This window comes from Microbispora corallina (assembly GCF_016863035.1).
Taxonomy (GTDB): domain Bacteria; phylum Actinomycetota; class Actinomycetes; order Streptosporangiales; family Streptosporangiaceae; genus Microbispora; species Microbispora corallina.
Map to the genome: position 1 here is coordinate 20,247 of NZ_BOOC01000027.1, position 23,327 is coordinate 43,573.

Annotated in this window: 19 protein-coding genes; 7 read left to right on the forward strand and 12 right to left on the reverse strand. The window is 72.2% G+C overall.

Annotated features, from left to right (window positions below; genetic code table 11):
* The first annotated feature begins 10 nt into the window (after positions 1-10).
* The 5 genes from Mco01_RS24370 (at position 11) to Mco01_RS24390 (ending at position 7,564) form a co-directional block, all read left to right on the forward strand.
* Positions 11-463, forward strand: a complete 453-nt coding sequence (locus tag Mco01_RS24370; protein WP_036328263.1) for a gamma-glutamylcyclotransferase family protein — start codon at positions 11-13, stop codon at positions 461-463.
* Between the two features lie 152 nt (positions 464-615).
* Complete coding sequence (locus Mco01_RS24375; protein WP_204059229.1) at positions 616-2,232, forward strand: beta-N-acetylhexosaminidase; 1,617 nt, start codon at positions 616-618, stop codon at positions 2,230-2,232.
* Between the two features lie 85 nt (positions 2,233-2,317).
* Positions 2,318-4,975 carry a glycoside hydrolase family 2 protein gene (locus Mco01_RS24380; RefSeq protein ID WP_204059230.1) on the forward strand — a complete coding sequence of 886 codons (2,658 nt, stop codon included), beginning with the start codon at positions 2,318-2,320 and terminating at the stop codon, positions 4,973-4,975.
* A 102-nt stretch (positions 4,976-5,077) separates the two neighbouring features.
* Positions 5,078-5,881 carry a purine-nucleoside phosphorylase gene (locus Mco01_RS24385; protein ID WP_204059231.1) on the forward strand — a complete coding sequence of 268 codons (804 nt, stop codon included), beginning with the start codon at positions 5,078-5,080 and terminating at the stop codon, positions 5,879-5,881.
* 42 nt (positions 5,882-5,923) lie between these two features.
* Positions 5,924-7,564 (forward strand): phospho-sugar mutase, encoded by a 1,641-nt coding sequence (locus Mco01_RS24390; RefSeq protein ID WP_204059232.1) that lies wholly within the window; start codon positions 5,924-5,926, stop codon positions 7,562-7,564.
* Between the two features lie 133 nt (positions 7,565-7,697).
* Here the strand turns inward: Mco01_RS24390 and Mco01_RS24395 are convergent, their stop codons facing one another.
* From Mco01_RS24395 to Mco01_RS24410, 4 genes are all read right to left on the reverse strand, one after another.
* Positions 7,698-8,285, reverse strand: a complete 588-nt coding sequence (locus Mco01_RS24395; protein ID WP_204059233.1) for a PH domain-containing protein — start codon at positions 8,283-8,285, stop codon at positions 7,698-7,700.
* A complete protein-coding gene (locus Mco01_RS24400; RefSeq protein ID WP_204059234.1) occupies positions 8,282-9,370 on the reverse strand; it encodes an adenosine deaminase in 1,089 nt (362 codons plus the stop codon). Before Mco01_RS24400 ends, Mco01_RS24395 begins: the two co-directional genes overlap by 4 nt.
* Before the next feature lie 160 nt (positions 9,371-9,530).
* On the reverse strand, positions 9,531-9,884 hold the full coding sequence (locus Mco01_RS24405; protein WP_204059235.1) for a cupin domain-containing protein: 354 nt from the start codon (positions 9,882-9,884) through the stop codon (positions 9,531-9,533).
* Between the two features lie 13 nt (positions 9,885-9,897).
* The gene (locus tag Mco01_RS24410) at positions 9,898-10,536 is read right to left on the reverse strand and encodes an AMIN-like domain-containing (lipo)protein (RefSeq protein ID WP_204059236.1); all 639 of its coding nucleotides are present in this window, start codon (positions 10,534-10,536) and stop codon (positions 9,898-9,900) included.
* Positions 10,537-10,678: 142 nt separating this feature from the next.
* Between Mco01_RS24410 and Mco01_RS24415 the strand changes: the two genes are divergently transcribed.
* Positions 10,679-12,961 carry a SigE family RNA polymerase sigma factor gene (locus Mco01_RS24415; protein ID WP_204059237.1) on the forward strand — a complete coding sequence of 761 codons (2,283 nt, stop codon included), beginning with the start codon at positions 10,679-10,681 and terminating at the stop codon, positions 12,959-12,961.
* A 61-nt stretch (positions 12,962-13,022) separates the two neighbouring features.
* Here the strand turns inward: Mco01_RS24415 and Mco01_RS24420 are convergent, their stop codons facing one another.
* Entirely contained in the window at positions 13,023-14,438 is a 1,416-nt protein-coding gene (locus Mco01_RS24420; RefSeq protein ID WP_204059238.1) for an MFS transporter, read from the reverse strand.
* Between the two features lie 108 nt (positions 14,439-14,546).
* Between Mco01_RS24420 and Mco01_RS24425 the strand changes: the two genes are divergently transcribed.
* On the forward strand, positions 14,547-15,041 hold the full coding sequence (locus Mco01_RS24425) for a MarR family winged helix-turn-helix transcriptional regulator (protein ID WP_204059239.1): 495 nt from the start codon (positions 14,547-14,549) through the stop codon (positions 15,039-15,041).
* Between the two features lie 78 nt (positions 15,042-15,119).
* On the opposite strand, the gene Mco01_RS24430 is transcribed toward Mco01_RS24425, so the two are convergent.
* The 7 genes from Mco01_RS24430 to Mco01_RS24460 all read right to left on the reverse strand — a co-directional run bounded on the left by Mco01_RS24430 (position 15,120) and on the right by Mco01_RS24460 (position 23,209).
* Positions 15,120-16,406, reverse strand: coding sequence for a thymidine phosphorylase (locus tag Mco01_RS24430; RefSeq protein ID WP_204059240.1), 1,287 nt, complete (start codon positions 16,404-16,406; stop codon positions 15,120-15,122).
* Positions 16,407-16,416: 10 nt separating this feature from the next.
* Positions 16,417-16,818 carry a cytidine deaminase gene (locus Mco01_RS24435; protein ID WP_204059241.1) on the reverse strand — a complete coding sequence of 134 codons (402 nt, stop codon included), beginning with the start codon at positions 16,816-16,818 and terminating at the stop codon, positions 16,417-16,419.
* Positions 16,815-18,086 carry an ABC transporter permease gene (locus Mco01_RS24440; RefSeq protein ID WP_204059242.1) on the reverse strand — a complete coding sequence of 424 codons (1,272 nt, stop codon included), beginning with the start codon at positions 18,084-18,086 and terminating at the stop codon, positions 16,815-16,817. Before Mco01_RS24440 ends, Mco01_RS24435 begins: the two co-directional genes overlap by 4 nt.
* Positions 18,087-18,123: 37 nt before the next feature.
* Positions 18,124-19,248: an ABC transporter permease gene (locus Mco01_RS24445; protein WP_204059243.1), complete on the reverse strand. Its 1,125-nt coding sequence runs from the start codon at positions 19,246-19,248 to the stop codon at positions 18,124-18,126.
* Positions 19,249-19,309: 61 nt separating this feature from the next.
* Positions 19,310-20,845 carry an ABC transporter ATP-binding protein gene (locus Mco01_RS24450; protein ID WP_204059346.1) on the reverse strand — a complete coding sequence of 512 codons (1,536 nt, stop codon included), beginning with the start codon at positions 20,843-20,845 and terminating at the stop codon, positions 19,310-19,312.
* Positions 20,846-20,944: 99 nt separating this feature from the next.
* Positions 20,945-21,958, reverse strand: coding sequence for a BMP family lipoprotein (locus Mco01_RS24455; RefSeq protein WP_239103882.1), 1,014 nt, complete (start codon positions 21,956-21,958; stop codon positions 20,945-20,947).
* Positions 21,959-22,177: 219 nt separating this feature from the next.
* Positions 22,178-23,209 (reverse strand): BMP family lipoprotein, encoded by a 1,032-nt coding sequence (locus Mco01_RS24460; protein WP_239103883.1) that lies wholly within the window; start codon positions 23,207-23,209, stop codon positions 22,178-22,180.
* Positions 23,210-23,327 lie beyond the last annotated feature (118 nt).

Genomic DNA, 23,327 nt, shown 5'->3' on the forward strand with positions numbered 1-23,327 from the left:
CTTGGTTGCCGTGCCTGTATACGCGGCGTACGGCAGCAACATGGACCCCAAGCAGATGGCGGAGTGGGCTCCCCACTCCCCGATGCGGGGCACCGGCTGGATCCAGGGCTGGCGGCTGACCTTCGGCGGCGAGGACGTCGGCTGGGAGGGCGCCCTCGCGACCATCGTCGAGGACTCCGCCGAGCAGGTGTTCGTCGTGCTCTACGACGTGCCCGAATGGGACGAGACCTCCCTCGACCGGTGGCAGGGCAGCGACCTCGGCATCTACCGCAAGGTACGGCTGCGGGTGGCCACGCTGGAGGGGGACGTCCTGGCCTGGACCTACGTCCTCGACTCCTACGAGGGCGGCCTCCCCTCGGCCCGCTATCTCGGCATCCTGGCCGACGCCGCGGAGAAGGCGGGCGCGCCCGACGACTACGTCACCGGCCTGCGCACCCGCCCCTGCAAGTCGCTCGGCGACTGACGGCCCTCCCCGGCACGGGCCGCGTACAGGCACGGGGTTAATAAAATAAGGACCTTTACTAACGTCTGACGCCGACTTATCGTCACGGACAGGACGGGGGGAAGATCTGCGCGGCGGGCGTGCCCGCGGCGCCAGCGTCTCCGGAGGCGTCGATGAAGGTCCCTGGAAGGCGGCGCGGACTCCCCGCCCTCGTGCTCGCCCTGACCACCGGCCTGGCGGTCCTCACCAACGGCGTGGCGGCGCCGCGACCAGCCGAGGCCGCCGCCACACCGGTGCCGTACAGCGCGGTCGTCCCCGCACCGGCCACCGCGGTGCCCGCGTCGGGCGTCGCCTACCAGATCACCTCCGCCACGGCCATCCACACCGAGCCCGGCTCGGCCGCCGCGGCGTCCATCGGCGCCTACCTCGCGGGACTCCTGCGCCCCTCGACCGGGTTCCCCCTGCCGGTCGGCGCCGCGACCGGTACGACCCCCTCGGACGGGATCTCGCTGCTGCTGTCCGGGGCTCCCGGCGGCGTCGGCGACCAGGGCTACCAACTGGACGTGACGGCCGGGTCGATCGTGGTGCGGGCCGCCCAGCCCGCCGGCCTGTTCGCCGCGGTCCAGACCCTGCGCCAGTTGCTGCCGGCCGCCGCCGAGAGCGGCACCGCGCAGCCGGGGCCGTGGCCGGTCGCGGGCGGGCACGTCGTCGACCAGCCCAGGTTCGGCTACCGGGGGGCCATGCTCGACGTCGCCCGGCACTTCTTCCCGGTGGCGACCGTCAAGCGCTACATCGACGAGATCGCCCTGTACAAGGCCAACTACCTCCACCTGCACCTGTCCGACGACCAGGGATGGCGCATCGCCATCACCAGCCGGCCCAGGCTCGCGACGTACGGCGGGAGCACCGCGGTCGGCGGCGGACCCGGCGGCTACTACACCCAGGACGACTACCGGGAGATCGTGGCCTACGCCGCGTCGCGCTACATCACGGTCGTGCCCGAGATCGACATGCCGGGCCACACCAACGCCGCCCTCGCCTCGTACGCCGAGCTGACCTGCGACGGGGTCGCCCCGCCGCTCTACACCGGGACGGACGTCGGCTTCAGCTCCCTGTGCACCTCCAAGGAGACCACCTACACCTTCATCGACGAGGTCCTGGGCGAGATCGCCGCGCTGACGCCGGGGCCCTATCTGCACATCGGCGGCGACGAGGCCCAGTCGACCCAGCCGGCGGACTACGCGGCGTTCGTCAACCGGGTCCAGCAGATCGTCGCGGCGCACGGCAAGACCGTCATCGGATGGCACGACGTCGTCAACGCGACTCCGCTGCCCTCGACGGTGGCGCAGTTCTGGGGCACGACCACGCGGAACTCGGCGGTGGCGGGCGCGGCGCAGCGCGGCACGAAGGTCCTGATGTCCCCCGCGAACCGCGCCTACCTGGACATGAAGTACAACTCCCGGACGACCCTCGGCCAGAACTGGGCCGGATACATCGACGTCAAGACCGCCTACGGCTGGGATCCGGGGGCCTACCTCAGCGGTGTCGGCGCCTCCTCGGTCCTCGGGGTCGAGGCGCCCCTGTGGACCGAGACCATCACGAGCCTGCCGGACATCGAGTACATGGCCTTCCCCCGCCTGCCCGCGCTGATGGAGCTGGGCTGGTCGCCGGCCGCCACCCACGACTGGACGGCGTTCAAGCAGCGGCTCGCCGCCCAGGGGCCCCGCTGGCACGTCATGGGGGTCAACTACTACCACTCCACCCAGCTGACCTGGCCCGCCGGCTCCTGACACCACCGTGCCGCCGGCGGCCGCCGCTCCCCCGCCCGCCTGAACCACCCCACCAGGCCGGCGCCCGCAGTGAGGAGTCCGTTCCATGCCCGTTGTCCGCAGGCGTTCCCGCCCGATCCTGTCCCGTTTGCTCGCGCTCCTGCTCGTCGTCCTCGCCGCCGGTGTCGTCGACGCCCGCGGCGCGACCGCGGCCACGGTCAGCTCGACGGAGCTGACCACCGGATTCGCGCTGAGGTCGGCGACCGGCCTCGCCGACACCGGCGCCGCCATCTCCCAGGTCGGCTACGGCACCGCGGGCTGGACCCCGGTGACGCTGCCCTCGACCGTCCTCGCCGGGCTGACCGCCGCCGGCGTCTACCAGAACATCTACTTCGGCCAGAACCTCAAGTCCGTCCCCGACCTGACAGGGCAGAACTGGTGGTTCCGCGGCGAGTTCACCGCGTCCGCGCTCACCCCGGGCCAGGTGTACTGGCTCCGCTTCAAGGGCATCAGCTACCGAGCGCAGATCTGGCTGAACGGGACCCAGATCGACGCCAACGCGGTCGGCACCATGGTGGCCCACGAGTACGACGTCACGAGCCTGATCAGACCCGGAGCGGCCAACGCCCTCGCCGTGCTGGTGACGCCGCCGGCCCACGGCTGCAAGGACCTGTCCTTCTGCACCGTCGACTGGAACCCCGAGGCGCCCGACATGAACGCCGGGCTGTGGGGGCGGACGCTGCTCGACACCACGGGCCCGGTCGCCCTGCGCGACCCGTACGTCAGGACCGTCCTGCCGTTGCCCGCGACGAACGCCGCCGACCTGACCGTCTACGCCGACGCCGTGAACGCGACGAACGCCCCGGTCACCACGACCGTCAGCGGAACGATCACCAAGGCCGGCTATCCGACCGTGTCGTTCAGCCAGGACGTCACGCTGAACGCCGGCGAGCGGCGCGAGATCGTCTTCACGCCGGCGGCGTATCCGCAACTCCACCTCGCCAACCCCGCCCTGTGGTGGCCGTACCAGTTCGGCACGCCGGACCTGTACCGGCTCTCGATGTCGGCGGCGACCGGCGGCGCGACCTCCGACACCAAGTCGATCGACTTCGGCGTCCGCCAGTTCACCGACTACCGGACGACCGTCAACGGGACGTCCTTCGCCGGGTACAAGGTCAACGGCCAGAACATCCTGTTCCGCGGCGGCGGCTACATGTGGGACCTGCTCCAGCGCTGGGACACGGCGACCAACGCGGCGCACATCCAGTACGTCAAGGACATGGGCCTCAACACCATCCGCTTCGAAGGGACCCTCGGCAACGAGGAGCTCTACGACATGGCCGACAAGGCGGGCATCATGGTCATGCCCGGCTTCGTCTGCTGCAGCGCCTGGGAGGACGACAGCGGCTGGTCCGCCGAGCAGGCGCAGGTGGCCACCGCCTCCCTCGACACCCAGATGCGGGCGATGCGCGCCCACGCGAGCGCCTTCCTGTGGACCTACGGCAGCGACCAGCCGCCCACCGCCGCGCACCTGACGGCCTACAAGAACGTCGCCGCCGCGCTGCACTGGCAGAACCCCACCCTCGACAACGTCGCCACCTGGTCGAACGCGAACGCCGGCATGAAGATGGACGGCCCGTACGTCTGGGAGCCGCCCGTGCTGTGGTGGGACACCACCAAGGCGGGCAGCGCGTTCGGCACCACCGGCGAGGAGGGGACCGAGGCGCCGCCGCCGCTGGAGAGCCTGCAGAAGTTCCTCGCCCCGGCCGACCAGTGGCCGATCGGGACCGCCTGGAACTACCACTCCGGCGCGCCGGGCAGCGTCTTCGACAACACGACCCCGTACACCACGGGGCTGACCAGCCGGTACGGCTCGGTCGCGAGCGCCGCGGAGTATTCGAAGAAGTCCGAGGTGCAGAACTACGAGAACACGCGGTCGTTCTTCGAGGCCTGGAACGCGCACGAGTACACCCAGTCGTTCGGCACGATCTTCTGGATGCTCGACAGCGCATGGCCGTCCGTCCACTGGAACCTGTACGACTACTACTTCAAGCCCGGCGGCGGCTACTTCGGGGCCAAGAAGGCCAACGAGCCGGTGCACATCGCCTACGACTACGCCACCAAGAAGGTGTTCGTGGTCAACTCCGGCCTCGCCGCCCGCGGCGGGCTGACCGCGACGGCGTCGGTCTACACCATCCCCGACCTCGCGCAGAAGTACACGACGCAGGCGGCCGTCACCGCCCCCGCCAACGCCTCCACCCAGGTCCTGACCATCCCGGCGCTCACGGGGCTGTCGACCACCTACTTCCTGCGTCTCCAGCTGAAGGACGCCGGGGGCGCGGTCGTGAGCGACAACCTGTACTGGTACTCCACCCAGGCCGACGTGCTGGGCAACAAGAGCAACTGGTACCGGACGACCCCCAAGACCTACGCCAACCTCACCGGGCTCAACAGCCTGCCGTCCAACTCCGGCGTGACCGCCGCGGCCACCCGCACGGCGAGCGGAGGGCGGGAGACCGTCACGATCACGCTGACCAACACGAGCGCGACGACCCTGGCGTTCTTCCTGCGGCCGGAGGTCACGGCCGGGAACGGCGGCGGCGAGGTCGCGCCCGTCACCTACTCCGACAACTACCTCTCGCTGTGGCCCGGCGAGTCGACGAGGATCACCGCGTCCTACCTGACCGCCGACCTCCACGGCCAGGCGCCGTACCTGCGGGTGCGGGGTTACAACGTGCCGGCCACGTCGGCACCCCTGCCGTAACGGCCGCCCGGCGGCGGGGACCCTCCATGCGAGGGTCTCCGCCGCCGACTCACGCAGGCGGTATGGCGGGCGTGGTTCGTACCCTTCTGTACGCTACGTGAAGTGACCAACGACCCGTATCTGCTGGCGGCGGAGGCCGCGACCACGCTGAGGAACCTCACCGGCACCGCCTCGTTCGACGTCGCCCTCGTCATGGGCTCCGGCTGGGTGCCGGCCGCCGACGCGATCGGCGAGACGGTCGCCGAGCTCCCGGTGACCAAGCTGCCCGGCTTCTCCCCTCCCGCCGTCGCGGGCCACGCGGGCACGATCCGCGCCGTCCGGACGGGCGCCGGGCTCAACGCGCTGATCTTCCTCGGCCGCACGCACCTCTACGAGGGCCGCGGGGTCGAGCCGGTGGTGCACGGGGTCCGCACGGCCGTCGCGGCCGGCGCCCGCACGGTCGTGCTCACCAACGCCGCCGGCGGGCTGCGCCCCGAGACCCAGAACGTCGGCGACCCCGTCCTGATCAGCGACCACATCAACCTGACCGGGAGCAACCCGATCACCGGCGCGACGTTCGTCGACCTCACCGAGGTCTACAGCCGCCGGCTGCGGGAGCTGGCCCGCGAGGTCGACCCGTCCCTCGCCGAGGGCGTCTACGTGGCCTTCCGCGGCCCGACGTACGAGACCCCGGCGGAGATCCGGATGCTGCGCACGCTCGGCGGCGACCTCGTCGGCATGTCGACCGTGCTGGAGGCGATCGCCGCCCGGGAGGCGGGCGCCGAGGTGCTCGGCGTCTCCCTGGTGACCAACCCGGGCGCGGGCCTGGTCGGCGAGCCGCTCAACCACGAGGAGGTCCTGGAGGTCGGCCGCGCGACGGCCGCCCGCATGGGAGGGCTCCTCGCCAAGGTCGTCGACAAGCTCTAGGGAAGAGCCGGCAGGCTCCAGGAAGAACGGCAAGGAGAACGCGTGACCCCCACCGACCTCGTACGGCTCGCCCGTGAGTGGCGGGACCAGGACCCGGACCCGCGGACGCGGGCCGAGCTGGACGACCTCCTGGAGCGGGAGGACCTGGCCGCGCTGGCCGACCGGTTCGGGGCCAAGCTGGAGTTCGGCACGGCGGGCCTGCGCGGCGAGCTGGGCGCGGGACCCAACCGGATGAACCGCGTCACCGTCATGCGGGCGGCCGCGGGGCTGGCCCGGGTCCTCGGCCCCGGGAAGCACGTCGTGATCGGCTACGACGGCCGGCACAACTCGGACGTGTTCGCCACCGACACGGCCGCCGTGCTCACGGGTGCGGGCCTGCGGGCCTCGGTCATGGGCGCCAGATGGCCCACCCCTGTCCTGGCCTTCGCCGTCCGGCATCTCGGCGCCGACGCGGGCGTTATGGTCACGGCGTCGCACAACCCGCCCAGGGACAACGGCTACAAGGTCTACTGGGGCGACGGCGCGCAGATCGTGCCGCCGGTCGACCAGGAGATCTCCCAGGCCATCGACGCCGTGGGCCGGGTGGACGAGCTCCCGCTCGGCGAGGGGTGGACGACGCTCGGGCACGGCGACATCGTCGAGCCGTACCTGGAGGCCGTGACGTCCCTGCCGATCGGCGACGCCCGGGACCTCTCGGTCGCCTACACCCCGATGCACGGCGTCGGCGGCTCGACGCTGTCGGAGGCGTTCCTCAGGGCCGGGTTCCCCGCTCCGGCCGTCGTCGAGGCCCAGGCGCTGCCGGATCCCGACTTCCCGACCGTGGCGTTCCCCAACCCGGAGGAGCCGGGCGCCATGGACCTCGCGCTCGGCCTCGCCGCCTCGATCGGCGCGGACCTGGTCGTCGCCAACGACCCCGACGCCGACCGGTGCGCGGCCGGCACGCCGCTGCCCGGCGGGGGCTACCGCATGCTGACCGGCGACGAGGTGGGCGGCCTGCTGGCCGAGCACGTGCTGCGGCACACCACCGGGGACGACCGGCTGGTGGCCACCTCGATCGTGTCGTCGTCGCTGCTCGGCAGGATCGCCGAGGCGTACGGCGTGCGGCACGCCGAGACCCTCACCGGCTTCAAGTGGATCATGAAGTCGGGGCCGGGCCTGGTGTTCGGGTACGAGGAGGCGCTCGGCTACAGCGTCGGCTCGGACGCCGGCCTGCCCGTGCACGACAAGGACGGCATCGGCGCCGCGCTGGCCGTGGCCGGGCTGGCCGCCGCCGCCAAACGGGACGGCCTGACGCTGCTCGACCTGCTCGACGAGCAGGCCCGCCGGTACGGCCTGCACGCGACCGGCCAGCTCTCGTTCCGGGTCGAAGACCTCTCGCTGATCTCCGAGGCGATGGAGCGCCTGCGCGCCCACCCGCCGGTCGAGCTGGCAGGCAGGTCCGTGGAGTCGGCGGAGGACCTGTCGGAGGGCGCCGGCGGGCTCCCGCCCACCGAGGGCCTGCGCTACCGCCTCGCCGGAGACGCCCGGATCGTCGTACGGCCCAGCGGCACCGAGCCCAAGCTCAAGTGCTACCTGGAGGTCGTCGTCGCGGTGGAGGGCGGCGACGTGGCCGCGGCCCGTGCGAAGGGCGCGCGGGACCTGGAGGCCCTGAGGAAGGACCTGGCCGTCGCCCTCGGCCTGTGAGCCCGGCGCCGGGACCCCCCGGGGTCCCGGCGATCAGGCCGCACGTCCCGGCCGACCCGGCAAGGCCATCCCCGCCGCGCGTGACGCCGCACGCCCCGGCCGACCCGGCCGGGACGTTCCGGGGTGGAGCGGATCAGGCGAGGACGATCGTCACGACGACCAGCGCGACGGCGGCGGCCACGGCCGCCACCGCCCACGGCGACCAGGTGACGCGCGTCTCGCCCGCCGCGGTCTCCCGCCGGGTCCTGCTCATCTCCGTGAGCTGCTGGGCCACCCAGTCGGCGTGGGTTCGCCCGCCGACGGCCTCGGCCGCCGCCCGCTCCGCCTTCGACGTACGGGACGAGGCGAGGGCCCTGCTCGCCCGGCTCGCGGCCTTGGCCCGTTCCCTGGCCGTGGCCTGCGGGGTCCAGCAGCGGACGGCCAGGGGCCCCGACTCGATGACGATCGTGCTCGCCACGATCACGTCGTCCACGGCGTTCCAGGGGATGTAGGCGTCGCGCAGGACGTTGCGCACCCGGACCCCGCCGTCCTCGGCCACGATCGCCGGGCGCAGCGCCATGAGGAACACCAGCGCCGTGAGGACGCCGAGCACGCACCCCGCGACCAGGGCCGACGGCATCGAGCCGTGCGCGACCAGGTCCCAGACGTTCCAGGCGGCGAACACCAGCCAGGCCCAGCCGAAGATCCAGGCCAGCCGCGACCGGTACGTCTGCCTGCTCACGCGTGCCACTTCAGCTGGGCGAAGCCGGGCTTGATCAGGCCGTTGATCAGCGACAGCCGCTCGTCGAACGGGATGAACGCGGACTTCATGGCGTTGACCGTGAACCACTGCAGGTCGTCCCAGTCGTAGCCGAACGCCTCCACCAGCGCGGCGAACTCCCTCGACAGGCTGGTCCTGCTCATGAGCCGGTTGTCGGTGTTGACCGTCACCCGGAAGTAGAGCCGGCGGAGCAGGCCGATCGGGTGCCCGGCGATCGACGGCGCCGCACCCGTCTGCACGTTGGACGTCGGGCACATCTCCAGCGGGATCCGCTTGTCGCGCACGTAGGCGGCCAGCCGTCCCAGCTTGGCCTCCCCGTCCCCGGACACCGCGATGTCGTCGATGATCCGCACGCCGTGGCCGAGCCGGTCGGCCCCGCACCACTGGATGGCCTGCCAGATCGACGGCAGCCCGAACCCCTCGCCCGCGTGGATCGTGAAGTGGGCGTTCTCCCTCTGCAGGTACTCGAACGCGTCGAGGTGCCGGGTGGGCGGGTAGCCCGCCTCCGCACCGGCGATGTCGAAGCCGACCACGCCGAGGTCGCGGTAGCGCACGGCGAGCTCCGCGATCTCCATCGACCGCGCCTGGTGGCGCATGGCGGTGAGCAGCGTGCCGACGCGGATCCTCGGCTCCCCGTCCGGGCCCGCCGAGCCCTGGCGGAAGCCCTCCAGCACGGCCTCCACCACCTGGTCGAGGGTGAGCCCGGCCGACGTGTGCTGCTCCGGCGCGAAGCGGACCTCGGCGTAGACGACGCCGTCGTCCGCCAGGTCCTCCGCGCACTCGGCGGCGACCCGCACCAGGGCCTCGCGCGTCTGCATCACGCCGACCGTGTGGGCGAACGTCTCCAGGTAGCGCTCCAGCGACCCCGAGTCGGACGCGTCGCGGAACCACTCGCCGAGGCCGTCCGGGTCGTACGACGGCAGCTCGTGGCCGTTCTCACGGGCGAGATCGATGATCGTCGCCGGGCGCAGCCCGCCGTCCAGGTGGTCGTGCAGCAGCACCTTCGGAGCCTTGCGGATCTCCTCCAGAGAGGGCAGCCGGCTCATGCGGACACCTCCCCGCGCGGCTCGGGGCGGCGTTCGCCGATGACGCCGCGCCGGCCGATGCGCTCGCTCCGCTCGCTCATCCGCCCTCCTCGCTCCGGTCGCTCATGTCGCAATCCTATGGCCGGGCGCGGGGGCGTCCCCGGGCCGGACCTGCCGATTCTCACTCGTCCCTGTTGGCGGTCTCCGGCGAGAACGCCGGCAGGCACACCGCCACGTACTCGGCCCCGGACTGCCCGGAGCTGTAGCGGATCTTCTCTCCCGGCTCGCTCACGAACGCCTGCCCGGCCTCCACGACCGTCGTGCCCCCGGCGTGCTCCACCACGACCGAGCCCGACAGCACCAGCGTGTACTCGGCGAACTCGGGCGTCTGCGCCGGCTCCTCCCACCCGGGCGGCGCGACCATACGCGCGATGGAGATCCGGTCGTCCCCGCTGTTCACACGTCCGACGTACTCGTCGATGACCTTGCCACCCGGCACGGGGATGCGGGTGGGCTCGTCGATCCTCCTGACCATGCCGCCCAGTCTGTCAGCGTCCCACGTCGATCACGAGGCGGGTCGGCCCCCGCTGCTCGGTCACCCGGAACGGCGCCCGGTGGTCGAGAACGAGTCCGACGCTGACGACGCCCTCGAAGTCGCCGTTGTTGACGATGCGGGTGACGTTGGGCAGGTTCGCGGCCACCTGGCGGGGGCCGGGCCACGTGGGTCTCCCCTCCAGGTCGTGCGCGCTCGCCGGGACGAGCGTGAGCTGGAGATAGGCCCCGCCGCGGGCGCTCACCGGCGTCCCCGAGCCGTCCTGCAGCAGCTTGTCGACCCAGTCGGCCGTGTAGCCGGTCATCTGCCCCTTCAGCTCGATGACCACCCGGTCGTAGCCGTCGTGGGCCGCGTACCGGACGCCCGTGACGATCGGGGGGTCCGTGGGGCCGCGCTCCACCCGTACCGGCTCGGTCGAGGTGGGCGGCGGGGGCTCGCTCGCCGCGTCCGTCCCGCCGGGAGAGGCCGGCGCGCTCGCGTCCGGGCCTCCGGTGGCGGCGGCAGCGGTGGAGGTGGTGACGGCGGTCGGGACGGCCGGCCCGGAGGACGGCGCCGGCGAGCCCGCCGCGCCGCCGCCTCCACAGGCGGTGAGAGCGGCGAGCAGGAGGAGGACGAGGGCGGGACGGGTGATCATGGCGGGCTTCTTTCGCGTTGCTGTCCGCCCGTTAGATGCGGGGATCATGTCGTGGGTTCACACGTTCGGCTACTCTGAGCGCCCCGAATGCCAACGAGCGCGACGAATGCGTATTTACGATCAGACGACCAGGACGTGGACCGTGATCGACAGACCGAGCCGGAGCCGCCCGGCGGCCGGACGGGGCGCGGCGATGCGGAAGCTGCCGGGGTTCGCCGCCTTCGCCGCGGACCAGGCACCGGTGCTGGCGCGGACGGCCTACCTGCTGACCGGCGACGCGGCCGCGAGCCGCCGGCTCGTGGAGGCGGCGCTGACGTCCGTGGCGGACCGCTGGAGCGCCGTGCGCTGGTCGTTCCCCGCCCACGAGGCCCGTGCCGCGCTCTTCGCGGCCGGCCTCAGACGGACGCGCTCCCGGCGCGTGCCGCCCGCGGACGCCTCCACGCCCGTCTCTTCCCCGGCCGGCTCTTCCCCGGCCGACTCTCTCCCGGCCGGCTCTTCCCGGGCCGGCTCCTTCTCGGCTGACTCTTCCTCGGCCGATCGGGCCGGGCTCGCGGCCGCGCTGGCGGCGCTGCCGCCGCGTGGGCGGGCGCTGGTCGTGGCCCGCTTCCACGAGGGCGCCGGCGAACGGCAGGCCGCCGACCTGTGCCGCACGAAACTCGCGACCGCCGGCCCGGAGACCGCCGCGGCCCTCGCGGAACTGCGCCGCCGCCTCCCCCACCTCGCCGGGTATGGGACGGCCGCCACGTCCGCCGCCTCGAAGGAACCGGAGGAGGCCCGCAATCCGGACGAGGAGACGGCGTCGGCGCCCTCGGACCCGACGCCTACTCCTGGCCCGGACGAGCCCGATCGGCGGGAGGGGGCCGCGGCGTCCGGCTCGGGAATGCCGCCGTGGGTGTCCCCCTCCTCGCCGCCGGAGCTGGGCCCGTGGGCGTCCCCCGACGGGTCTCCGTACGGGAACGGGCGGGACGGCGACCCCTACGGCGCCGAAGGCCACGACGCCGACGGCGGACCACGGAACCCGGACGGCCTGTGGCGGCCGGAGGACGCCGGGGAGGACCCCTGGCACGAGGGGCTGCGGCGCGCCCTGGCCGCCCTCGCCCGCGAGGCGCCACCCCTCGCACTCCACACAACACCGCTCGACGCCACCCTCGACCGCGAGGCACCGCCGCTTGACGCCGCCCGCGCCGTGACCCCGCAGGACGGGGACGCCGCGGCCGAGGACGGCTTCGTGGCCGGCGTGCTCGACTCCGTGGTCCGGCATCGGGCCCGCCGGACGGCCTTCACCACGAGCGTCGTCGTGACGATGGCGGCCCTCGTCGTGACGCCGTTCGCGTTCGGCTTGGCGGCCGTGGTGAGCAGGGCGCAGGACGTCTCCGCCGTCCCCGTCCACAGCCCTACGGCTATGCCCAAGGAGGGGGCTCCCGCCGAGGGGCCCGACGGGACGCCCGGCCCGCTGCCGTCCACGGTGCGCGACCCGATCCGGTACGCGTACCGGGGCTCGTGCACCGGCTTCGAGGACGAGGTCGAGGAGGGGGACGAGGGGAACGACGAGGCGAGCGGCCCGGCCTGTGAGCAGTGGCGCGTCGTCACGACCGGGGGCGAGCAGTGGCGCGTCCCCGACGTCGACCTCGGCCAGGGCACCGGACGGCGGCCGCAGTTCGCCGTGAGCGCCGACGGCAACCGGATGGCCTACTTCAGCGCGAACCTGCCCGACTTCGTGGTGATGGACAGGCGGCACTCGGTCCCCGAGTGGAGCGAGATCTCCGACGGGATGGAGCGGATCCCGCACGACACGGGCCTGGTCATCTCCCCGGCGGGGCGGTGGATCGCCGTCGACTTCGGCGCCGGGGCCCGCGCGCCGAAGCCTCGCCTGCACGACTTCACCAGGAACCGGACGTGGGTGCTGCCGCAGCGCGTCGAGGTGCTGGCCGTGGCCGAGAACGGCACCCTCACCGCCACGCTCACCCGCGACGACCCCCACGCGCCGGGCCGGCTGCGCATCACGACGCTCGTGCGGATCCGGCCGGACGGACGGGTGCTGAGCCACGTCCGCGTCGACCCCGCCCTGTTCGGCGCCGGGGCGGCGCCGTCCCCCGACGGCCGCCTGCTGGCCCTGGCGTCCGAGCGCGCCCATCCGCGTCAGGGCGACCACGGCCTGCTGGTGACCATGGACGTGGCCACCGGACGGCTGCGCGGCCGGGTGGAGGCGGCGCTCGCGTCCCGTACGCGTCTGCTCGGCGTCCGCGGCTGGGCCGACGACCACGAGGTCCTCGTGGAGGCCGCGCGGACGGCCGACGAGGACGGCGACGACGGAATGATCCTCCAGGCCGTCGACGTGCGCAGCGGGGCGGCCCGCCCGATCCCGCTGGGCGGGCCGGGCCGTCTCCCGGCCACCTGGGTCCCCGGCGTGATCGCCGCGCCCTGACCCTCCCGAACGTGGCGAAGGGGCGCCCCGGAGAACCGGGACGCCCCTGGAGTGAGAGTGGTCAGGCCGTTTCGAGCACCCGTTCCTCGACGGTCTCCGGCACGCGTGGCCGCTGCCGGACTCCGGTGAGGGCGACGCCGAGGCCGATCAGGGCGAACAGCGCCGACACGATGATCGCGGCACGGAAGCGCACGATGGGGTCCCCACCCGTGCCGGCGGTCAGCACGGCCGTGACGATCGCGAGCACGACGGCCCCGCCGACCTGCCCCGAGGTGTTGAGCAGCCCGGAGGCGAGTCCCTGCTCCTCGTCGGGCACGCCCGCCGTGGCCTGGATGTTCAGCGAGGGGAACGACAGGGCGAACGCGATGCCCAGCAGGATCATGCCCGGCAGCACCATCGTCAGCAGGCTCGGGTGGCGGTCCACCCGGAAGAACAGGGCGTAGCCGGCGAGCAGCGCGACCGACCCGACGGCGATGAGCCGCGAGGTGCCGAAGCGGTCGGCGAGGCCGCCCATCTTCGTCGAGGTCACCGCCACCAGCAGCCCGGCCGGCAGGAACGCGAACGCCGTCTGCAGGGCGCTCCAGCCGAGCAGGTTCTGGAAATACTGCATGGCCACGAACTGGAAGCCGACGTACGAGCCGAACAGGATGACGAGCCCGATGTTGGCCCGGGCCAGCGGCGCGGACCGCAGGATGCCCAGGCGGACGAGCGGGTGCCGGACCCGGCGCTCGATCAGCACGAACAGCCCGAGCAGGGCGGCCGACCCGGCGAGCGACAGCACGGTGCGCACCAGGCTCACCTTGGGCGCCTCGACGACCGTGAAGACGAGCAGCAGCATGGCGCCGGTGACGGCGACGGCCCCGAACAGGTCGTGCCCGCCCTCGCCGCGCTCCTCGCCCCGCGCCAGCAGGCGCAGGCCTGCGACGAGCGCGATGAGGGCGACCGGGACCGGCATGAGGAAGGTCCAGCGCCAGCCGATCTCGGTCAGCAGCCCGGACAGGACGAGCCCGAGCGAGAACCCGCTCGCGCCGCAGGCGGTGAAGATGCTGAGGGCCCGGTTGCGGGCGGGCCCCTCGGCGAAGGTCGTGGTGATGATGGACAGCGCCGCCGGAGCGGTGAACGCGGCGCTGATGCCCTTGACGAAGCGGGCCGCGATCAGCAGCGTGCCGTCGGTCATCAGGCCGCCGAGCAGCGAGGCGACGGCGAACACCACCAGTGCGGCGAGGAACACCCGGCGGCGGCCGAGCAGGTCGGCGGTCCGGCCCCCGAGCAGCAGCAGACCGCCGTACCCGAGCACGTAGCCGCTCACGACCCACTGCAGGGACGAGGTGGACATGCCGAGGTCGGCCTGGATGGAGGGAAGGGCGACGCCGACCATCGACACGTCGAGGGCGTCGAGGAACACCACGGCGCACAGGACGGTGAGGGCACCCCAAAGGCGCGCCCCCCAGCGCGCGTCTTGTATGGAGGAGGTCATGCCGGAGAACTTACATGCACATGCATTCAATGCACAAGCAAATAATGCGTTTGCATATAATTACCGTGCATGGTAGGCTCGCGCGAAGAAAGGCGGTCGGGAGTGCCCATGAACGAGACCGACTCCGATTTCGTGGTGATGGCCTGGCGCGAGCTGCTCGCCCGCCACGCCCAGGTGTCCTGCGCCCTGGAACGGGAGCTGGGCGACAAGCACGGCCTCGGCGTGAGCGAGTTCGAGGTGCTGGAGCGCCTCTCGGAGAACCTGGCGACCTGCTCGTCCGACGGCAGGAGCCAGCTGCGCGTCCAGGAGCTCGCCGGTCAGGTCCACCTCAGCCAGAGCGCCCTGTCCCGGCTGATCGCGCGGCTGGAGCGTGACGGCCTCGTCGCCCGTGCGCTGTGCGAGGCCGACCGCCGGGGCGTGTTCGTCCACATCACCGACGAGGGCCGCAGGCGCCACGCCGCCGCCACCCCGACCCACCGGGCCGTCCTGGCCGCGCACCTGTTCCCGCACCTGGTCACCGCGCAGGGCACGGCCGCCGGGACCTGCGCGGGCGAGTCCGCGCACACCGCCGCCGAGTCCTCCCCCACCACGGCCACCGCCTGACCGCACCACGCCACCGCGTGACCGCACCACGCCACCGCCCGACCGCGCGCGGCGGCCCGCCACGCGCGCGGCCCGAGGTCAGGCGGTGATGCGGTCGACGACCAGCGGGAGCAGGTCGTCCGAGACCGACTCCGCGATCTCGTAGGCGCCGTCGAGGGCCTGGAGGGCGCGCTCGAACCGGGCCGTCTCGTCGGCGTGCAGCGTCATCAGCGGCCGGCCCTCGCGGACGCGGTCGCCCGGCTTGGCGTGCAGCGTGATGCCCGCGCCCGCCGAGACCGGGTCCTCCTTGCGGGCACGCCCGGCGCCGAGCCGCCACGCGGCGACGCCCACCTTGAGGGCGTCCAGCGTGCCGAGCACGCCGGACGAGGGCGCGGTGACCTCGACGAACTCGGCCGCCTTCGGCAGGACCGCGTCGGGGTCCCCGCCCTGGGCCCGGATCATGCGCCGCCAGGCGTCCATGGCCGAGCCGTCCTTCAGGGCCTCCTCGGGGTCCTTCGCCCCCGCCACCCCGGCGGCCTCCAGCATCTCCCTCGCGAGCCGTACGGTGAGCTCGACCACGTCGGAGGGGCCGCCGCCGGCGAGGACCTCGACGGACTCCTCGACCTCCAGGGCGTTGCCCACCGCCCGCCCGAGCGGCCGGTCCATGGCGGTGAGCAGGGCCACGGTCCTGACCCCGGCGTCGGTGCCGAGGGCGACCATGGTGCGGGCCAGCTCGCGGGCGTCGGCCACGTTCTTCATGAACGCGCCCGAGCCCACCTTGACGTCGAGGACGAGCGACCCGGTGCCCTCGGCGATCTTCTTGGACATGATCGAGGAGGCGATCAGCGGGATCGACTCGACCGTGCCGGTCACGTCGCGCAGCGCGTAGAGCTTCTTGTCGGCCGGCGCGAGCCCGGCGCCCGCGGCGCAGACGACCGCCCCGGACGCGCGGATGACCTGGAGCATCTCCTCGTTCGACAGCGAGGCCCGCCAGCCGGGGATGGCCTCCAGCTTGTCCAGCGTGCCCCCGGTGTGGCCGAGGCCGCGACCCGACAGCTGCGGGACGTACGCCCCGCAGGCCGCCACCAGCGGGGCGAGCGGCAATGTGATCTTGTCGCCGACCCCGCCGGTCGAGTGCTTGTCCGCGGTCGGGCGGTCGAGGGACGACCAGTCCATCCGCTCGCCCGACCGGATCATGGCCTGGGTCCAGTCCGCGATCTCCCGGCGGTTCATGCCGTTCAGCAGGATCGCCATCAGCAGCGCCGACATCTGCTCGTCGGCCACCCCGCCCCGCGTGTACGCGTCGACGACCCAGTCGATCTGGGCCGTGGACAGCTCCCCGCGGTCGCGCTTGGTGCTGATGATCTCGATCGCGTCGAACCCCATGCTCGCTCCCCTATCGCGACAGGTCGTCCGGGCCGAAGGCGAACGGCAGGAAGTCCGCCATCCGCATCGGCCCCTCGGGCGTCTCCACCAGCAGGTCGCCGCCGCCGTGCTCGAAGAGCAGCTGGCGGCAGCGCCCGCACGGCATCAGCAGCTCCCCGTGGCCGTCCACGCAGGTGAACGCCACCAGGCGACCGCCGCCGCCGGCGTGCAGGGCCGACACCAGCCCGCACTCGGCGCACAGCCCCACGCCGTACGAGGCGTTCTCCACGTTGCAGCCGGTGACCATCCGGCCGTCGTCCACGAGGGCCGCGGCCCCCACGGGGAACTTCGAGTACGGCGCGTAGGCGTGGGCCATGGCCTCGCGCGCCTCGGCGCGCAGGGCCTCCCAGTCGATGCTCGCGGGTCCGGTCATGTCGTCTGCCCCCTCCGGTACGGCAGGCCGTCGGCCGCCGGCATGCGCAGCCGCTGGGACGCCAGCGACAGCACCAGCAGCGTGGTCAGGTGGGGGGTGAACGAGGTGAACTGCTCGGGGACCGTGTGGGTCAGGGCGAACACCACGAAGACGACGATCGCGCCGATCGCGGTGAACAGGGCCGCCCTGGTCCTGCGCTGCCGTACGAGCTGGTAGACCGCGACGGCGGCGAGCAGCAGGGCCACGACGAGCAGCAGCGCGTGCACCGAGGCGCCGCCCTGGCGCAACTGGAGGGCGTCGGTGTAGCCGAACAGGGTGGCGCCGCCGGCGAGCATGCCGGGACGCCAGTTGCCGAAGATCATCGCGGCGAGGCCGATGTACCCCCGGCCGCCCGTCTGCCCGTCCCGGTAGATCCCGGCGGCCACGATCGACAGGAACGCCCCGCCGAGCCCGGCCAGGAAGCCGGAGACGAGCACGGCGAGCCACTTGTACAGGTAGACGTTGACGCCCAGCGACTCGGCGGCCACCGGCCGCTCGCCGCAGGCCCGCAGGCGCAGCCCGAAGGCGGTGCGCCACAGCAGGTAGAACGTCAGCGGCACGAGCAGGATCGCCAGGATCGTGAACGACGAGACGTTCTGGGTGACGCCCCGCAGGATCCCGGCCACGTCCGACAGCAGGAACCAGTGCCGGGCCTCCAGCGACCGCAGCGGGTCGCCGATCCCCGGGATGCCCAGCGTCGGCAGCGACGGCAGCGGCGGCGACTGCTTGGCGCCGCCGCCCGGCATGCCGTCGAAGACCAGCTTCGACAGGTACTGGGTGAAGCCGAGGCCCACGATGTTGATCGCGACGCCCGAGATGATGTGGTCGACGCCGAACGTCACGGTCGCGACCGCGTGGACGGCGCCGCCCAGGGCCCCGCCGATCGCGCCCGCCAGCACGCCGGCCCACGGGTTGTGGAACTGCAGGGCGCCCCACGCCCCGAACCAGGTGCCGAGGACCATCATGCCCTCGAGGCCGATGTTGACCACGCCGGCCCGCTCCGACCACAGGCCGCCGAGGCCCGCGAGGCCGATGGGCACGGCCAGGCCGAGCGCGGCGCTGACCGTGCCGGCCGAGGTGATGTCGTTGGCCCCGGTGACCACCCGGGCGACCGAGAGCAGCACGACCAGCCCGGCGATCCCCAGCAGCAGCACCGGCGTCGTCAGCCGGAACCGGCGCGCCGGCGGGGCGTCCACCGGGCGCCCCACGGAAAGGCCCGTCGCCGTCATGCCCGCTCCCCGCCTTCCGGCCGTGCGTACCGTGCGCTCACGCCGCCGCTCCCTCGGGTTCGGAGGGCGCCGCGAGCTGCCGGCTGACCCGGCGCTGCTCGGCGACGACCCGGTACCGGTGCACCAGCTCGTACGCGACGATCACGGAGAGCACGATCACGCCCTGCATGATGGAGACGATCTCCTTGGAGATGTCGAGCAGCTGGAGGGCGTCCGACGAGCTGTCCAGGAAGCCCCACAGCAGCGCGCCGATGGCCATGCCGACCGGGTTGTTGCGGCCGAGCAGCGCGATCGCGATGCCCGTGAAGCCGAGCCCGGTCGGGAAGTTGTTGCTGTACTTGTACGACTGGCCGAGCAGCTCGGGCATGCCGCTCAGGCCGGCCACCGCGCCCGACATGATCATCGTGGCGACGACCATCTTCTTCACGCTGATGCCGCTGGCCACCGCCGCCGACTCGGACTTGCCGGTGGCCCGGAGGTCGAAGCCGAAGCGCGTACGGTTGAGCACCACCCAGTAGGCGATCCCCAGGACGACCGCCAGCACGAGGAAGCCGTTGACCAGCTGGGACGTCCCCGCGATGAGCGGGATCCCGGGCACGTGCGCGTCGTCGGGGATCGGCCGGGTGCCGAGGTCGTTGCCGGTCAGCACGCCGAAGTAGTTGCTCACGAGCCAGGAGCCGATGCCGGTGGCGATGGCGTTCAGCATGATGGTCGAGATCACCTCGCTGACGCCCCGCCTCACCTTCAGCACGCCGGCGATCGCCGCCCACAGCGCTCCGACGACCATGGCGCAGACGACGACGAGGATGATGTTCAGCACGCCGGGGAGCACGGCCGCGCCGCCCAGCCCGGCCGCGACGACGGCAGCGAGGCGGTACTGGCCGTCCACGCCGATGTTGAACAGGTTCATCCGGAAGCCGATGGCCACGGCCAGGGCGGAGATGTAGTACCCGATGGACGTGTTGAGGATCAGGGCCATCGTGCGCGGCTGGGTGCCGTAGTCGGCGAGCGTGGTGAACGCCTCCACCGGCGCCTTCCCCGCGGCCAGCAGGACGGCCGAGGTGATGAGCACCGCGAAGACCACGGCGATGAGCGGCGCGGCGACGGCGAGCCAGCCGCCGAGCTTCACCCGGCCGAACACGCGGTCGAGGAAGGAGCTCATGCCGCCTCCTCCCCGGACGGCCCGGAGCCGGTCCGGCCCCTCATCCGTTGGCTGAGATCAGTCATGCGCCCTCCCCGGCGCCCGTCATGGCCGAGCCGAGCTGCTCGGGAGTCACGTTCGCGGGGTCGACGTCGGCCACGATCCTGCCGCGCAGGATCACCTTGAGCGAGTCGGACAGGCCGATCAGCTCGTCGAGGTCCGCGGAGATCAGCAGGACGGCCAGGCCCGCCGCCCGCGCCGTCCGCAGGTGGTCCCAGATGGCCGCCTGCGCGCCGACGTCGACGCCGCGCGTCGGGTGGCTCGCGATCAGCAGCACCGGGTCGCCGCTCATCTCGCGGCCGACGATCAGCTTCTGCTGGTTGCCGCCGGACAGCGCCGCGGCGTCCACGTCGATGCCGGGCGTGCGCACGTCGTACTCCTCGACGATGCGCCGCGTGTCGGCCCGCGCGCCGGCGCGGTCGATCCAGATGCCCTTGATGTTCGGACGGCGGGTCTGGTGCCCGAGGATCCGGTTCTCCCAGAGCGGGGACTCCAGCAGCAGCCCGTGGCGGTGCCGGTCCTCCGGGATGTAGCCGATGCCGTCGGCGCGCCGCCGGAGGGTGGACCACGAGGCGATGTCCGTGCCGTCGAGCGTCATCGAGGCGACCGTGCAGGGCCGCATGCCCATGATGGCCTCGACCAGCTCCGCCTGGCCGTTGCCCTCGACGCCGGCGATGCCGAGCACCTCGCCCTTGTGGATGTCGAAGCTCACGCCGTCGACCACGGCCCGGCCGTCGGGCGTGCGCACGGTCAGGTCGCGCACCGACAGCGCCACCACGTCGGTGACGGTCGACTCCCGGGTCTCGGGGCTGGGCAGCTCGCTGCCCACCATGAGCTCGGCGAGCCGCCGGGCGGTCACCTCCTTCGGGTCCACCGTCGCGACGGTGGTGCCGCGGCGGATCACCGTGATCGCGTCGGCCACCCGGAGGACCTCGTCGAGCTTGTGGGAGATGAACAGGATCGTCAGCCCCTGGCTGACGAGGCCGCGCAGGTTGTCGAACAGCTCGTCGACCTCGTGGGGCACGAGGACGGCCGTCGGCTCGTCGAGGATCAGGATGCGGGCGCCGCGGTAGAGGACCTTGAGGATCTCCACGCGCTGGCGGTCGCCCACGCCCAGGTCCTCGACGGCGACGTCGGGCTGGATGCCGAGGCCGTACGCGTCCGAGATCTCCTTGATCCTGCTGCGGGCGGCGGCGAAGTCGAGGGCGATCCCGCCGCGGCGGGGCTCGCTGCCGAGCACCACGTTCTCCAGCACGGTCAGGTTGTCGGCCAGCATGAAGTGCTGGTGGACCATGCCGATGCCGGCGGCGATGGCGTCAGCGGGGGTGTGGAACCCGGCGGCCGACCCGTTGATCCGGATCTCGCCCTCGTCCGGGCGCTGCATCCCGTACAGGATCTTCATCAGCGTGGACTTGCCCGCGCCGTTCTCGCCGACGATGGCGTGGATCTGTCCCTTGGCGACGCGGAGATGGATGTCGCGATTGGCGACGACGCCCGGGAATCTCTTGGTGATCCCGTCGAGCTCTACTGCGGGTTCCGTGACGGTCGCGGCGGTAATGGCGGCCTCCTCCTTGCGGAGTGCCTGGTTACAGACAGTGGTAGTGACAGTAGACCAAGGGGCCCGGGGGCGGTGCCACCGGGCCCCACGCGATGCAGGTCAGGTGCTGGGGACGGTGATCTCGCCGCTGATGATCTTCTGCTTGTAGTCGTCGATCTTCGACTTGATGTCGTCGATCTTGCCGCCGGTCGTGGAGTAGTCCACGCCGCCCGCCTTGAGGTCGTAGCGGGTCGGTCCGCCCTTGACGGTCCCGGCCGAGTAGTTCTTCAGGAAGTCGAAGACGGCGACGTCGACCTTCTTCAGCATCGACGTGATGATGACGTCCTTGACCTTGTCGTACGCCGGGAGGGCCGCCTGGTCGGAGTCGACGCCGATGGCCATGGCGCCCGCGGCCTTGGCCGCCTCGAAGACGCCGCCGCCGGAGCCGCCCGCCGCCTGGTAGACCACGTCGGCGCCCGCGTCGTACATGCCCTGGGCGGCGGTCTTGCCCTTGGCCGGGTCGCCGAAGCCGCTGAAGTCCGGCGGCTGGCTGAGGTACTTGGTCTGGATCTTGATGTCCGGCTTCACGGCCTTCGCGCCGGCCTCGTACCCGGCCTCGAACTTGTGGATCAGCGGGACGTCCACGCCGCCGACGAAGCCGATGTTGCCCTTGGTGGACTTGAGCGCGGCCGCGACGCCGACCAGGAACGACCCCTGCTCCTCGGCGAACAGCAGGTTCGTGATGTTGGCGCCCGTGGCCGCGTCGTCGTCGACGATGGCGAACTTGGTGTCGGGGAACTCCTTGGCGACCTTGGCCACCGAGGCGGAGTAGGCGAAGCCGACCGCGACGACCGGGTTGTACCCGCCGGTCGCGAGCAGGCGGAGCCGCTCCTCCTTCTGGGCGTCGGTCTCGCCCTGGGTGGCCTCGAGCTCCTTCTTGTCCACCCCCAGCTCCGAGACGGCCTTGTCCAGACCGGCGGCCGCCGCGTCGTTGAAGGAGCCGTCACCCCGGCCGCCGATGTCGTACGCCAGGCCGACCTTGATCTTGGCCGCGGCGGGCGCCGAGGAGGCGCCGGCCGACGAGCCCGTTGTCGTGGAGTCACTGCCCCCACAGGCGGCGGCGGCCATGAGCATGGCTCCCGCGGCAGTGGCGGCAGCCAGTTTGCTAACTCGATTGCGGAGCAAGGTGTGAACTCCCCTTCCGTGTCCCCGCCGTCCAACTTCCGTCGCACGCACGCAGGAACGCACGGCAACCCTGCACGGAAGATAGTTGTTTGACCTGCATAGACCAAACCCGCACACCAGTCCGCAACATGTCCGTTATGGAGCTCTCGCCACCTCGTGACCAGGCACTCAGCCTGCGGAAACCCTGATCTTGCCGATGATGATCTCCTGCTTCAGCTGCTCGAGTCTCGGCTGGATGTCGTCGATGTGCCCGCCGGTGGTGGAGTAGTCGACCCCGCCGAGCTTGAGGTCGTACACCGCCCGGCCGCTCTTGACCGTGCCGTCCATCAGGTTTGCGATGTAGTCGTAGACCGCCACGTCCACCCGCTTCACCATGCTGGTGAGGATCAGGCCGCGCACGCTCGGGTCCGCGGTGCGGGCCTGGTCGGAGTCGACGCCGATCGCCCAGCCCTTCGCCGACTTCGCGGCCTTGAAGACCCCGGCCCCGGACGCGCCCGCGGCCTGGTAGACCACGTCGGCGCCCGCGGCGAACATCTTCTGGGCGGCGTCCTGGGCCTTGGGCGCGTTGTCGAACCCGGTGAGGTCCGGCGGCTTGGTGAGGTAGGCGATCTCGATCTTGGCCCGCGGATTCACGTACTTCACGCCCTGCGTGTACCCCGCCTCGAACTTCTTGATCAGTGGGGACTCCACGCCGCCGACGAAGCCGATGTCGCCGGTCTTCGACTTCATCGCCGCCGCCGCGCCGACCAGGAACGAGCCCTGCTCCTCCGCGAACAGCAGGTTGGTCACGTTCGGGCCGGAGGCCACGCTGTCGTCCACGATGGCGAACTTCGTGCCGGGGAACTTCGGCGCGACCTCCTTGACGGCGTCGGAGTAGGCGTAGCCGACCGCGATGATCGGGCTGTACCCGGCCTGCGCCATCAGCCGCAGCCGGTTCACCTTGGCCGACTCGGGCTCTCCCGGCTGCGCCGCCACCTCCTGGACCTGCAGCAGGCCGAGGCTGCGCCGGGCGTCGTCGAGCCCGTCCGCCGCCGCGTCGTTGAACGACTTGTCCCCCCGCCCGCCGATGTCGTAGGCGAGGCCGATGCGCAGCGCCCGGGGATGGTCGCCCTGCACAGTGGCGCCGGGAGAGTGCACGCCTCCGCAGGCCGTCGCCGCGGCCAGCACCGCGCCCGTCATCAGCACCGCGATTGACCGCACGAGGACTCTCCTTTGGATGGCTTGAGCCCCCACGTTACTTACGCCAAGTAAGGCGGAACTTGTCAGGAATACAACCTTTTTCCAAGTTTGTCGGTTTTACCGATTTAGCAGGATCCAG

Coding starts and splice junctions, on each gene's coding strand:
- Mco01_RS24440 (WP_204059242.1), bottom strand. CDS start 18,086: ATGACGGCGACGGGCCTTTCCGTGGGGCGCCCGGTGGACGCCCCGCCG.
- Mco01_RS24420 (WP_204059238.1), bottom strand. CDS start 14,438: ATGACCTCCTCCATACAAGACGCGCGCTGGGGGGCGCGCCTTTGGGGT.
- Mco01_RS24380 (WP_204059230.1), top strand. CDS start 2,318: ATGCCCGTTGTCCGCAGGCGTTCCCGCCCGATCCTGTCCCGTTTGCTC.
- Mco01_RS24375 (WP_204059229.1), top strand. CDS start 616: ATGAAGGTCCCTGGAAGGCGGCGCGGACTCCCCGCCCTCGTGCTCGCC.
- Mco01_RS24435 (WP_204059241.1), bottom strand. CDS start 16,818: ATGACCGGACCCGCGAGCATCGACTGGGAGGCCCTGCGCGCCGAGGCG.
- Mco01_RS24410 (WP_204059236.1), bottom strand. CDS start 10,536: ATGATCACCCGTCCCGCCCTCGTCCTCCTCCTGCTCGCCGCTCTCACC.
- Mco01_RS24400 (WP_204059234.1), bottom strand. CDS start 9,370: ATGAGCCGGCTGCCCTCTCTGGAGGAGATCCGCAAGGCTCCGAAGGTG.
- Mco01_RS24430 (WP_204059240.1), bottom strand. CDS start 16,406: ATGGGGTTCGACGCGATCGAGATCATCAGCACCAAGCGCGACCGCGGG.
- Mco01_RS24455 (WP_239103882.1), bottom strand. CDS start 21,958: ATGCTCATGGCCGCCGCCGCCTGTGGGGGCAGTGACTCCACGACAACG.
- Mco01_RS24425 (WP_204059239.1), top strand. CDS start 14,547: ATGAACGAGACCGACTCCGATTTCGTGGTGATGGCCTGGCGCGAGCTG.
- Mco01_RS24405 (WP_204059235.1), bottom strand. CDS start 9,884: ATGGTCAGGAGGATCGACGAGCCCACCCGCATCCCCGTGCCGGGTGGC.
- Mco01_RS24445 (WP_204059243.1), bottom strand. CDS start 19,248: ATGAGCTCCTTCCTCGACCGCGTGTTCGGCCGGGTGAAGCTCGGCGGC.